Genomic DNA, 12,434 nt, shown 5'->3' with positions numbered 1-12,434 from the left:
CTCCTTTCCGCAGTGTCAGCACTTATTCCTCCGGGGTGTCGTCGTCGGCGTAGTCCTCTTTCAGGGCGGCTTCCAACTCGGCGTCCTTCATTTTGCGGATGTTCTCCTCAATGTGGAACACCCGGTCAATATCGCCGTACACGATCTGGCAGGACACCTCGGTGACGAACCAGAAACCGAAGATCAGCATCAGGAAAAGCCCCAGCGGCATGCACAAGATCACCACGCCCCAGAACAGCACCTGCACGATGGCGGCAGCCAGTGCGTGGGGCAGAAAGGCGATCATGCAGTTGATGCTGTTTTTCAAAGTCAGGCTCAAAGGCTGCTCCAGCAGCACCACCTGCGGCCACATATAGGCAAACAGCATCTGGAACAGCACCAGATTGAGCACCGTAGCCACCCACAGCGGAACACCCACGTTGGTACCGTGGTACAGCATATTGAAGCAGAAATAGACGAGGAAAATTTGCAGCGTGACCACCACGGTGTACAGCACACCGGGCACAAGGCTGGCCTTGAAGTTGCGCTTGAAGGCCTTGCGGTAGGTCACCCACCAGTAGCCCGCCTCGTCGCGCAGCGCGCGCAGGACGGTATCGTACATGCCGGCCAGTGCGGGCCCGGCCAGCAGACCGCCCACGGCAGCGCTGCCCAGCATCACCGGCAGGCTGTTCTGCAAAAAGCCGATGTACACCAGACAGATGACCGGTGCAAACCCGATGCAGGTCAGCAGATTTGCAAGGAACATGCCGTTCATATCACGGCCTACAAGCTCAAAAAAGCGGCCGACGCCGGTCTTGCGGGGGGCGTCCTTTTCGACGCCCTTACCGGCCTTGAAATCATTGGCAGAAGGAAAAAGACCCATAGTAACTGCGGTACCTCTCTTACGTTTTTAACCGGCACCGCAGGCGTTTTGTCTGGAAAGTGCCATTGTGCTGGCTTTACAGATATAAATATACCCGTATTTTGTCAATTTTGCAAGACACAACTCGGTCGAATTGTAAAAAAACTTTTATCTCTCCCTTTTTTGTAGAAAGTGTGCTACAATGACAATGGCAGATTTTGCAAATAGGAGGAAACTATCATGAGCATTTTTCGCACCATTGCGATGTTCATTTATCTGTTCGGATACATGATCCTGCATTACGGCATCCTGCGCCGCGCCGAGCGCGCCGCAGCCGCCGGAGATACCGCCACCGTGGAGCAGATCGTGAACCAGCATATCCCCCGCTGGAGCCGGGGCATCTTAAAGGTGACCGGTGTTTCCCTGTCGGTGGAAGGGCTGGAGAACATCCCCAAAGACCGCCCCTGCGTGTTTGTGGCGAACCATCGCAGCTACTACGACATCCCCTTGCTGCTGGCCGGGCTGGAAAAGCCCCACGGCATCCTTGCCAAGGAAGAGCTGGAAAAGATTCCCCTGCTCAACCGCTGGATGAAGCTGCTGGGCTGCGTGTTCGTGCAGCGTGACGATGTACGCGCCTCGGTGCGGGCACTGAACGATGCCACCGCCATCGTAGAGGGCGGCCGCAGCTTTGTCATCTTCCCCGAGGGCACCCGCTACAAGGGCGAAGAGGGCGGCGCAGGCGAGTTCAAGGCCGGTGCTTTCCGTATTGCCGTCAAGACCGGCGCCCCGGTGGTGCCTGTGGCTGTGACCGGTGCCCGCGCCCTGTTCGAGAGCAATGGCAACCGCTGCCGCCCGGGCAGCGTGCGTATCAAGATCATGCCCCCCATCCAGACCGCCGGCATGAGCAAGGCCGAGCAGAAGCAGCTGCCCGATGCCGTGCGCCAGAGCATTCTGGCTGCGCTGAAGTAACAGCCTTTCCCGCCCGTTTCATCACACAGGAGAACTATTTTATGGCAAGCTACCGTTACGAACGCGACATTGACCCCAAGGATCTCAAGCCCCGCAAACAGCGGCAGTACAGCCGCAGGGAGCGCTGGGCAAACTGGTGGGACTACAACCTGAAATGGGTGCTGATCTTCGGCATTGCCGGTGCGTTCGTGGCGTACTGCTTTATCGGGCAGTATTTCCTGACCACCCACCCGGACTACAACATTGCGGTGGTAAGCCCCTACTACCTGCCCGAGGCCACCGTCACCGCCTTGCAAGAGCAGCTTGCCGCCTATGGCGAGGACTGCAACGGCGACGGCAAGGTGGTGGTAAAGCTGAACCAGTACACCATGGCCTTCAACAGTGAGGATTCGGACGCTTATCTGGATATGGCGGGCACCACCAAGCTTTCCACCGATATCCAAAGTTCCCTCAGCTCCATCTTTATCCTCTATGACCCCGCAGGCTTCCAGCAGACCACCGGCACGTTGCGGTATCTGGACGGCCATCTGCCCAAGTCCGATGCCGACAGCGACTGGTGGAACATGGTCTACCGCTGGACGGACTGCCCGGTGCTGACCGGGATGGAGCTGGGCAGCTACACCTCGGACGCGGTGCAGAGCGCCAGCGGCGACAGCCAGCAGCTGCTGGCAGATTACTATATCGGCATCCGGGGCGCATGGCTGAAGGAATCCGCTTCCCTGCTGGAAAACAGCGAGCCCCTTTGGGCAAACCTGACCGCCGGAGCTGTCTCCACCGCCGGGGAGGGGCAGTAAGATGCGCTTCCGCATCAAAGCCGGCGGCCCCGCCGCACGGTTTACCTTTGACCGCACCCCAAAGCCCCAGCCGCCCGCGCCGCCTGTCCTCCGCGCCGCAGACCTTGATAACCCCTACGGGCGCTATTACGGCAAGGCCCGCAGCTGGGAGGATATTTTGAAGAATAAAAACAGTGATTGAGAGGCTCTCTGGTCGTCGCCGCAGGCGATGACCAGAGAGCCTCTGTTTTCTATTTTCGTCTTTTTACCCATAGCTGATTTGAAATTTTCTCCACCCTCAAATGGAGGGCGGTTTGTTGTTTCTCTGTCCCGGTTATGGTATACTTACTAGGTATCCCCGCAAAAACCGACCAAAAAGGATGTGACCCCCATGGACGCACTGGAACAAGCCCGTGCCGAGATCGACACGGTGGATGCGCAGCTGGCTGCGCTGTTCGAGCGCCGGATGGCTGCTGTTTTGCAGGTGGCCGAATATAAGCGGGCGCACGGCCTGCCCATCTACGATGCCGCCCGGGAGGCCGCCGTGCTGGAAAAGGCCGCAGCCCGCATCCAGCAGCCTGCGCTGCGCCCTTACTATAAAGACCATGTCCAGCACATGATGGACATCGCCAAGCAATACGAGGCCGCTGTGCTGGGGCGCAACCGCGCCGCCTATCAGGGGGTGGAAGGGGCGTTTGCCCACATCGCCCTCAAGGCGCTGTTTCCCCACGCCGAGGCTGTGAGTTACGCCACATGGGACGAGGTGTTCGAGGCCGTGGCCTCGGGCGAAGCCGCCCACGGCGTAGTGCCCTTTGAAAACAGCCACGCCGGGGATGTTTCCGCCGTGCTGGACCTGTGCTATAACCACCCGGAGCTGTGGGTGGTGGATGTGTACGACCTGCCCATCTCCCAGAACCTTCTGGTGCTGCCGGGCACCCAGCTTTCCCAGCTGCGCACCGTGTACAGCCATCAGCAGGCCATTGCCCAGAGCGAGACCTTTTTAAAGCAGTTCCGTCTGCCCGCCACCGCCATGACAAACACCGCCATGGCTGCAAAGTTCGTGGCAGAAAGCAAAGACCCGACAAAGGCCGCCATTGCCAGCGCCGAGACTGCCGCCCTGTACGGGCTGGAAATTCTGGTGTCCAACATCAACACCGACGGCGACAACACCACCCGGTTCATCGTGCTCAGCCGCGATAAGCCCACGGCGGGCAACCGGTTCTCCCTGCTGTTCACGGTGGACAACAAACCCGGCAAGCTGGCGGAGGTCATTCAGGTCATCGGTGCAAGCGGTTTCAATATGGAGTCCATCAAGAGCCGCCCCATGCCGCACGTCCCCTTTGAATATTATTTTTATGTAGAGCTGGTGGGCGATGCCGCCGCCGGCGAGACCGCCGCGCTGCTGCGCGAGCTTGACCGCACCTGCCGGACGGTGCGGCTGTTAGGAGTGTATACAAAATGAGTGATTTTATCGGAACCAAGCTGACCATGAATCTGGGTGAGCGCAGCTACGACATCATCGTTAAGCGCGGCTCGCTGGAAAACCTGTATCAGTTCGCCCGGCTGGACCGCCGGGTGGCGGTGGTCACCGACAGCGGTGTGCCCGCACAGTACGCACAGATGGTAGCCGACCAGTGCAAGGACGCCACCATCATCACCGTGCCGCAGGGCGAGGCCAGCAAGAGCTTTAAAATTCTGGAGACCGTGCTGCGGCAGATGCTGGACTTCGGCATGGGGCGGGGCGACCTTGTGGTGGCCGTGGGCGGCGGCGTGGTGGGTGACCTTGCCGGTTTTGCCGCTTCCATCTATATGCGCGGCATCGACTTTATCAACTGCCCCACCACCACCCTTTCCATGATCGATTCCTCCATTGGCGGCAAGACCGCCGTGGATCTGGGCGACACCAAAAACATCGTGGGTGCCTTCTGGCAGCCCAAGCTGGTCATCGTGGACCCGGACACCCTGTCCACCCTGCCCCGCCGCCACTTCATCAACGGTCTGGCCGAGGCGGTCAAGGCCGGGCTTCTGGCCGACCCGGAGCTGTTCTCCATCTTTGAAAAAGAGGACGTGGACGACCGCATCGGTGATATCATCTGCCGCAGCCTGCGCTTTAAAAAGAGCATCGTGGAGCAGGACGAGACCGAGCAGGGTATGCGCAAGGCGCTGAACTTCGGCCACACCATCGGCCACGGCATCGAGGCCGTGAAGGGCATCAAGGGACGCCGCACCACCGGCCTGTTCCACGGCGAGTGCGTGGCGCTGGGCATGCTGCCCATGATCGAATCCAAGGCTTTACAAAAGCGGGTGCGCGCCGTGTACCGCCGCTTAGGCCTGCCCACCCGCACCGCCTACGATAAGGAAAAGGTGCTGGCTGAGATGCTGCACGACAAAAAAGCGCAGGGCGGGCAGATCACCATCATCAAAGTGCCCGGCCTTGGCTGCTGGCGCGCCGAGACCATCCCTGTGGAGGGGCTGCGCCCGCTGCTGGGCATGGAGGACTGACCCATGAAAAATACCTTTGGCAGCGACCTTTCGCTGACCATCTTCGGCGAGAGCCATGGCCGCGCCGTGGGTGCGGTGCTGGACGGCATGGCCGCCGGTGTGCCGGTAGATGAGGGCTTTCTCGCCGCCTGCATGGACAAGCGCCGCGCCCGGGGCGACGGCCTTTCCACCCCCCGTGTGGAGGCGGATGCGGTGCAGCTGCTGTCCGGTGTGGTGAACGGCCACACCACCGGCACCGCCATCGCCCTGATGATCGAAAACCAGAACACCCGCAGCGGCGACTACGCCAAGACCGCCGACCTTCTGCGCCCCGGCCATGCGGACTTTACCGCCTATGCCAAGTACCACGGCTTTCAGGACGCCCGGGGCGGCGGGCACTTTTCCGGCCGGGTGACCGCAGCCCTTGTGGCAGGCGGCAGCATCGTGCTGGCCGCACTGCAGCGGGCGGGCATTGATATCACCACCCACATCGCCCGGTGCGCGGATATTGCCGATACCCCCTTTGCGCTGGACGACCCCGCCGCCCTTGCGGCACAGGTGGGGACGCTTGCCAGCAAAGCCGAGGGCTTTGCGGTGCTGGACGCCGCCGTGGAGGAGCCCATGAAAGCCGCCATCCGCGCCGCCGGTGCCGAGGGCGACAGCGTGGGCGGCGTGCTGGAAACTGCCATCCTCGGTCTGCCCGCCGGGATCGGCGAACCCTATTTTGACAGCGTGGAGAGCGAGATCGCCCACCTTGCCTTTTCCATCCCGGCGGTCAAGGGCATCGAGTTCGGCACCGGCTTCGGCTTTGCCGGGCTGCGCGGCTCCGAGGCAAACGACGCCTTCCGCATGACGGCAGAGGGTGCGGTGGTCACCGCCACCAACCACAACGCGGGCATCAACGGCGGCATCGCCAACGGGATGCCGGTGGTGTTCCGCACCGCTGTCAAGCCCACCCCCAGCATCTACAAACAGCAGAATACGGTGGACTACATCGCAAAAAAGGACGCACAGCTGTCCATTCAGGGGCGGCACGACCCGTGCATCGTGCCCCGGGCCGCCATTGTACAGAGCTGCGCCGCCGCCCTTGCGGTGGGCGATCTGCTCACCGCCCGGTACGGTACACGGTGGATGACCGACCCCACCGGCTACCGGAAGGAGGACTGAGATGGAATACGGACTCATCGGCGGCAAGCTGGGACACTCCTACTCCAAGACCATCCATGAGCTGCTCTGCGGGTACAGCTACGAGCTGTGCCCCCTGCCCACCGAAGCAGACGCCCGCGCCTTTTTGCAGCGGCGGCAGTTCAAGGCCATCAATGTGACCATCCCCTATAAAAAGCTGGTGATGGAATACTGCTCCTTCATCGACCCCCGCGCCCGCGCCATCGGCGCGGTGAACACGGTGGTGAATAAAAACGGCCTGCTCTACGGCTACAACACGGATTATCTGGGCTTTGCCCACCTGTGCGAAGCCCACGGCGTGGAACTTGCAGGCAAGACCGTGCTCATTTTAGGCACCGGCGGCACCCACAATACCACCCGCGCGGTGGCGCTGGACAAGGGCGCTGCCAAGGTGCTGACGGTCAGCCGCACCCCCGACCCGGAAAAGGGCGAGCTGAGCTACGCCGAAGCCGTGTGCAGCGGCGCACAGGTGGTGTTCAACACCACCCCCGCCGGGATGTACCCCAATGTGGGCGTGTGCAGTCTGGACGTAGCCGCCATGCCCGGGCTGGAAGCCGTGGTGGACGTGGTCTATAACCCCAACAAGACGGAACTCATTCTCCGCGCCGAGGAAGCCGGTGTGCCGGTAGCCGTAGGCGGGCTGGAGATGCTGGTGGCACAGGCGGTGTATGCCGCCGAATACTTCCTTGGCCGCAAGTTCGAGGACGTCCCGGGCGAGGTGCGGCGCATCACGGCCGCGCTGCGCCGCGAGACGCTGAACATCGCCCTTGTGGGCATGCCCTCCTGCGGCAAATCCACCCTTGGCCGTCTGCTGGCAAAGCAGCTGGGCAGACCCCTTGTGGATCTGGACGAGGAGATCGTCAAGGCAGACGGGCGCAGCATCCCGGATATCTTTGCCGCCGAGGGCGAAGCGGGCTTCCGGGCAAAGGAAGCCGCGCAGATTGCCCGATTCGGCAAGGAAAAGGGGCTTGTGCTCTCCTGCGGCGGCGGCGCGGTGAAGCGGGCAGAGAACGTCCGCGCTCTGCGCCAGAACGGCGTGGTGCTGTTCATTGACCGGCCGGTGGAAGCGCTGGCTGTGGGCGGCAACCGTCCGCTTTCTTCCAGCGCCGAGGCGCTGCGCACCATGGAGGCTCAGCGCCGCCCGCTGTACCTTGCCGCCGCAGATGCGGTGATTTCTAACACCGGCACGCTGGCCCAGACGCTGGCAGCTGCACAGGAGGCACTGGATGAAATTTTTGATTCTTAACGGGCCAAACATCAATCTGGCGCGCTGGTCTGAGCCCGGCGTGCCGGGCGAGGTGGACTACACCGGCCTGATGGACTATGTGCAGGCGGGCTGCGACCAGCTTGGCATCGAGACCGACATCTGCCAGTCCAACCACGAGGGCGACCTCATCGACGAGATCCAGTCTGCCCCCGGGCGGGTGGACGGCATCGTGCTGAACCCGGGCGGCTACGCCCATTACAGCGTGGCTATTCTGGACGCGCTGCGGCTGTGCAGCGTGCCCGCCGTAGAGGTGATGCTGGACGCCCCGGACGAGCGCGAGCCCTTCCGCAAAACAGACGTGGTGTCCTTTGGCTGTCAGGGACATTTTATCGGCGAAGGCCCGCAGGGCTACCTGCACGCCTGCATCTGGCTGGCGCAGCTGCTGCGCACCGACGGCTCCTCTAAGGCGCATATCGTGATGTAAAATAAACAGGAAAGGAACGACCTCCCATGATCATCTCCACCAAAAAAGGTACTCCCAAAGAGGAGCTGGAAAAGATCGTTGATAAATTCGAAAAACAGGGTCTGGACGTGACCCTGATCACCGGCAAGGACTACAACGTGTTCGGTCTGGTGGGCGATACCACCAAGATCGACGAGCGGGACGTGCTGGCAAACCCGTGGATCGATAACGTTACCCGCGTGTCTGCGCCCTATAAGCGCGCCAACCGCCTGTTCCACCCCGCAGACTCGGTCATCGACTGCGGCGGCGTAAAGATCGGCAGCAAGGAAAAGATCGCCGTTATGGCGGGCCCCTGCAGCATCGAGAACGCCGAGCAGGCTCTGCGCATCGCGCAGGGGGTCAAGGCGGGCGGCGCGGCACTGTTCCGCGGCGGTGCCTACAAGCCCCGCACCTCTCCCTACGCCTTTCAGGGTCTTGAGACCGAGGGCATCTTAGATATGGTAAAGGCCCGCGAAGCCACCGGCCTGCCCATCGTTTCCGAGCTGATGAGCGAGGACCGCATCCCGGAGTTTGAGGAGTATGTGGACGTGGTGCAGATCGGCGCACGCAATATGCAGAACTTCCAGCTGCTCAAGGCCGTGGGCAAAATGCACAAGCCTGTGCTGCTCAAGCGCGGCCTGTGCAACACCATCGAGGAGTGGATCATGAGCGCCGAGTACATTATGGCCGGCGGCAACGAGCAGGTCATCTTCTGTGAGCGCGGCATCCGCACCTTTGAAAAATACACCCGCAACACGCTGGATCTTTCCGCCGTGCCCATCATCCACGAAAAGACCCATCTACCCATCGTGGTAGACCCCAGCCACGCCACCGGCAAGGCCAATCTGGTGGAGCCGATGATGATCGCCGCCGTGGCCGCCGGTGCGGACGGTCTGGAGGTAGAGGTACACTACGACCCCCAGCACGCATGGAGCGATGGCGCACAGTGCCTGACCCCGGACGCCTTTGCACAGGCTATGGCAAAGTGCCGTCAGGTGGCTTGGGCTATCGGCCGGGAGATGTAAACCGTTTACCCCCTCAGGCGCTGACGCGCCAGCTCCCCCAAGGGGGCGCCTGAAGCGCTGCCCGGGGGAAATCTTCAAAAGGATAACACCGCTATGCTAGTAACCATCAGACCTGCCCCCGGCGGCATCGGGGGTGTGATCGCCGCACCGCCCAGCAAAAGCATGGCGCACCGCGCCGTGCTGTGTGCCGCGCTGGCCGTGGGGCGCTCCCATATCACCCATCTGGAATTCAGCAAGGACATCTCTGCCACCCTGTCCGCTGCCGCGCAGCTGTGCGCCGCCGTGGACACCGGCGCAGACGATGCCACTGTGCAAGGGCTTGGACATTTTCTGCCCCTGACCGCCCCGGTGGACTGCTGCGAAAGCGGCAGCACCCTGCGGTTTTTGATTCCCATTGCCAGCCTGACCGGCCAGCCGGTCACCTTTACCGGGCGTGGGCGGCTGATGGAGCGCCCGCAATCCATATACGAAATGTTATATCGTGAGCAGAATCTACGATTTGAGCAATTCCCCGCCGGGCTGACCGTGGAGGGCGCACTGACCCCCGGGGACTATCGGCTGGCGGGCAACGTGTCCAGCCAGTTCATCAGCGGGCTGCTGTTCGCGCTGCCGCTGCTGCCCGGGGATAGCACCCTGCACCTTATTCCCCCGGTGGAGAGCCGCAGCTACATCGACATGACCCGCGCCGTGCAGGCCGCCTTTGGGGTGCACAGCCGCTGGCTGGACGAAACCACCCTGCTGCTGCCCGGCGGGCAGCAGTACCACCCCTGCGACTACAACGTGGAGGGCGATTACAGTCAGGCTGCTTTCCCGGCGGTGCTGGGTGCAGTGTGCGGCGGGGTGACCATCACCGGCCTTGCGCCGGACACCCTGCAGGGCGATGCTGCCATTCTGGACATCCTGCGCCGGTGCGGCGCGGTGTTCACCCGCAAAGGCGACAGCGTCACCTTTGCAAAAGCACCCCTGCACGGGGTGGACATCGACCTTGCGGATTGCCCCGACCTTGGCCCCGTGCTGATGGTGCTGGGACTGCTGTGCAAGGGCACCACCGTCATCCGCAACGCCGAGCGGCTGCGCCTGAAGGAGAGCGACCGCATCGCGGCTATGGAGGCTGAGCTGCGCGCCTGCGGCGGCGTACTGGAAAGCGACGGCGGCACCATCACGGTGCACGGCTGTGCGGAGCGTCTGCACGCCCCTGCCGCGCCCCTGCACGGCCACAACGATCACCGGGTTGTCATGAGCCTTGCGGTGCTGGCTGCCGCCGCCGGGCTGCCCCTGACCGTAGACGATGCCGAAGCCATCCAGAAGAGCTGGCCCGGCTTTTTTGCAGATGCAGCGCCGCTTGGCGTGGAGGTTCAGAAAGAAACTTCCGATTAAAGCTACCATTACAGCTGCCGCTTCCCGCTGCGGCCCCTCTTGTGAAAATGCTTTTGTCGCGGCCCGCAGGCCGCGACAAAAGCGAAATAATATAAATCATTTTCCGCTGAATATGGCCAGAGCATCGCGGAGGCCATTCCAAATCGTCCACCCAAAAGCCGCTGCACAAAGCCCTGCGCAGCAGCTTTAAACAAAATCACGATTTCCATGCGTGGAGGTAGAAGATGCTTGATAAAACAAAACGTTATCTCGTAGTGGGTCTGGGTCTGCTGGGCGGCAAGTACGCGCTGGAGCTGACCCGCGCCGGCTTCCATGTGGACGGCATCAACCGCAGCGAGGGCCATTTGCAGTACGCGCTGGAGCACGGCTATATCGCCGGCGGCAAGACCCACGATTTTGAGGACCTTGTCCGGCAGGCCGACCATATCATCTTTGGCCTGTACCCCACCGCGCTGCTGGACTGGTTTGGTACCTACGGCCACCTGCTCAAGCCCGGGTGCATCTTTACGGATGTTTCCGGCGTCAAGACCGGCCTTGTGGAGCCGGTGCAGGCACTGTGCCCGGCAGGGGTGGAGTTCATTGCCAGCCACCCCATGGCAGGCCGCGAGACCTCCAGCGTAGAGCACGCCGCCGAGGTGAATTTTGCCCCGGCAAACTTCATCATTACCCCCACCGAGAAGAACACCCCGGCGGGCATCCAGTGGGCAGGGGAGCTTGCCGAGGTGCTGGGCTTCAAGCATATCTGCACCCTGACTGTGCAGGAGCACGACCGGATGATCGGCTATGTCAGCCAGCTGTGCCACGCCATTGCCGTAAGCCTGATGTGCGCCAACGACAACTCCTCGCTGTGCGAGTACACCGGCGACTCCTTCCGCGACCTGACCCGCATTGCACGCATCAACGACAAAATGTGGGCAGAGCTGTTTTTGTGGAACAAGCAGAACCTGATCAGCGAGATCGACCAGTTCGATTCCGCTTTGCAGGAGATGCGCGCCGCCCTTGTGGCGGACGACCGGGACAAGCTGGAACAGATGTTCCGCCTTTCCACCCAGCGCCGCGCCGCCTTTGACAAAAAGCTGCCGGAATAAACCGTGACGGAGGTATTGCCCCATGCCCAAGCAGGAAGGACAGAAATCCAAGCTGGTAACGCTGCTGCGCATCCTTGAGCAGCGCACCGACGAGAACCACCGCCTGAACGTGCCCCAGCTGGTGCAGCTGCTGGAAAATCAGGGCATTCTGGCCGAGCGCAAGAGCATTTACAGCGATATCGACACCCTGCGCAGTCTGGGCTACGACATCCAGCTGCAGCGCGGGCGCGGCGGCGGGTACTGGATGGCCAGCCGTGCATTCGAGCTTTCGGAGCTGAAACTGCTGGTGGATGCGGTACAGTCCAGCAGCGTCATCTCCGCGCGCACCAGCAAGCGCATCATCCACAAGCTGGAGGCCCTCTGCTCCGACTACGAGGGCACCCAGCTGCAGCGTCAGGTGTATGTGGACGGACGCCCCAAGACCGACAGCCAGACCCTTTTGTACAGCATCGACGCCCTGCACACCGCCATCAACCGGGGGTGTCTGGTGCAGTTCCGCTACAAGGGCAGCAGCGCCGTGCGCACCGTAAGCCCGTGGCAGCTGGCGTGGGAAAACGGCTGCTATTACCTCATCGCCTATCAGGACGAAAAAGCGCCCCCGGTGCGCCACTACCGGGTGGACCGGATGGCCGGGGTGCTGGTGCTGGACGAGCCGCGCCGGGGCAAGGAGTTCTTCCGCACCTTTGATCTGCCCGCCTATCTGCGCAAGCACTTCAATATGTTCGGCGGCACCGAGTACCGGGTCACCCTGCGGTGCGCTGCCGACCTTGAGCCGATCATGCGGGAGCGCTTTGGCCGCGAGCCGGTGTTCTGCCCGGAGGAGGACGGCCACTTCCACTTTGACGTGCCCATCTGTGTCAGCCAGCAGTTTTTCGGCTGGGTGTGCGGCTTTGGCGGCAAGGTAGAGGTCACCGCCCCCGCCGCCGTCCGCGCCCAGCTGCACGAGATGGTGCAGGGGCTGGCGGAGCAGCATGAATAAATAGAAA

Annotated in this window: 13 protein-coding genes; 12 read left to right on the top strand and 1 reads right to left on the bottom strand. The window is 62.1% G+C overall.

Annotation, left to right across the window (positions count from 1 at the left end; genetic code table 11):
• Positions 1–22 precede the first annotated feature (22 nt).
• Positions 23–862, bottom strand: coding sequence for a DUF624 domain-containing protein (locus tag MTP39_RS01325; protein ID WP_249241162.1), 840 nt, complete (start codon positions 860–862; stop codon positions 23–25).
• Positions 863–1,081: 219 nt separating this feature from the next.
• On the opposite strand from MTP39_RS01325, the gene MTP39_RS01320 reads away from it, so the two are divergent.
• The 12 genes from MTP39_RS01320 (at position 1,082) to MTP39_RS01265 (ending at position 12,427) form a co-directional block, all read left to right on the top strand.
• A complete protein-coding gene (locus MTP39_RS01320) occupies positions 1,082–1,810 on the top strand; it encodes a lysophospholipid acyltransferase family protein (protein WP_249241161.1) in 729 nt (242 codons plus the stop codon).
• Between the two features lie 41 nt (positions 1,811–1,851).
• The gene (locus MTP39_RS01315; protein ID WP_249241160.1) at positions 1,852–2,604 is read left to right on the top strand and encodes a hypothetical protein; all 753 of its coding nucleotides are present in this window, start codon (positions 1,852–1,854) and stop codon (positions 2,602–2,604) included.
• 1 nt (position 2,605) lies between these two features.
• A complete protein-coding gene (locus tag MTP39_RS01310; protein ID WP_005921658.1) occupies positions 2,606–2,785 on the top strand; it encodes a hypothetical protein in 180 nt (59 codons plus the stop codon).
• Between the two features lie 189 nt (positions 2,786–2,974).
• Positions 2,975–4,045, top strand: a complete 1,071-nt coding sequence (locus MTP39_RS01305) for a bifunctional chorismate mutase/prephenate dehydratase (protein ID WP_249241159.1) — start codon at positions 2,975–2,977, stop codon at positions 4,043–4,045.
• Positions 4,042–5,085: a 3-dehydroquinate synthase gene (gene aroB, locus MTP39_RS01300; RefSeq protein ID WP_249241158.1), complete on the top strand. Its 1,044-nt coding sequence runs from the start codon at positions 4,042–4,044 to the stop codon at positions 5,083–5,085. The genes MTP39_RS01305 and aroB overlap by 4 nt, the downstream gene beginning before the upstream one ends.
• A 3-nt stretch (positions 5,086–5,088) precedes the next feature.
• Positions 5,089–6,231, top strand: a complete 1,143-nt coding sequence (gene aroC / locus MTP39_RS01295) for a chorismate synthase (protein WP_249241157.1) — start codon at positions 5,089–5,091, stop codon at positions 6,229–6,231.
• Between the two features lies 1 nt (position 6,232).
• A complete protein-coding gene (locus MTP39_RS01290) occupies positions 6,233–7,495 on the top strand; it encodes a shikimate kinase (protein ID WP_249241156.1) in 1,263 nt (420 codons plus the stop codon).
• Positions 7,476–7,940 carry a type II 3-dehydroquinate dehydratase gene (locus MTP39_RS01285; RefSeq protein WP_015537199.1) on the top strand — a complete coding sequence of 155 codons (465 nt, stop codon included), beginning with the start codon at positions 7,476–7,478 and terminating at the stop codon, positions 7,938–7,940. The genes MTP39_RS01290 and MTP39_RS01285 overlap by 20 nt, the downstream gene beginning before the upstream one ends.
• A gap of 26 nt (positions 7,941–7,966) precedes the next feature.
• Positions 7,967–8,983 (top strand): 3-deoxy-7-phosphoheptulonate synthase, encoded by a 1,017-nt coding sequence (gene aroF / locus MTP39_RS01280; RefSeq protein WP_015537198.1) that lies wholly within the window; start codon positions 7,967–7,969, stop codon positions 8,981–8,983.
• 93 nt (positions 8,984–9,076) lie between these two features.
• Positions 9,077–10,360: a 3-phosphoshikimate 1-carboxyvinyltransferase gene (gene aroA / locus MTP39_RS01275; protein WP_249241155.1), complete on the top strand. Its 1,284-nt coding sequence runs from the start codon at positions 9,077–9,079 to the stop codon at positions 10,358–10,360.
• A gap of 224 nt (positions 10,361–10,584) precedes the next feature.
• Entirely contained in the window at positions 10,585–11,448 is an 864-nt protein-coding gene (locus MTP39_RS01270; RefSeq protein ID WP_249241154.1) for a prephenate dehydrogenase, read from the top strand.
• A 22-nt stretch (positions 11,449–11,470) separates the two neighbouring features.
• Positions 11,471–12,427 carry a helix-turn-helix transcriptional regulator gene (locus tag MTP39_RS01265; RefSeq protein ID WP_249241153.1) on the top strand — a complete coding sequence of 319 codons (957 nt, stop codon included), beginning with the start codon at positions 11,471–11,473 and terminating at the stop codon, positions 12,425–12,427.
• Positions 12,428–12,434 lie beyond the last annotated feature (7 nt).

The sequence above is a fragment of the Faecalibacterium sp. I3-3-33 genome, assembly GCF_023347295.1.
Classification (GTDB): domain Bacteria; phylum Bacillota; class Clostridia; order Oscillospirales; family Ruminococcaceae; genus Faecalibacterium.
The sequence above is the reverse complement of the archived record's forward strand: the minus strand, read 5'-3'. Positions and strand labels throughout refer to the sequence as shown.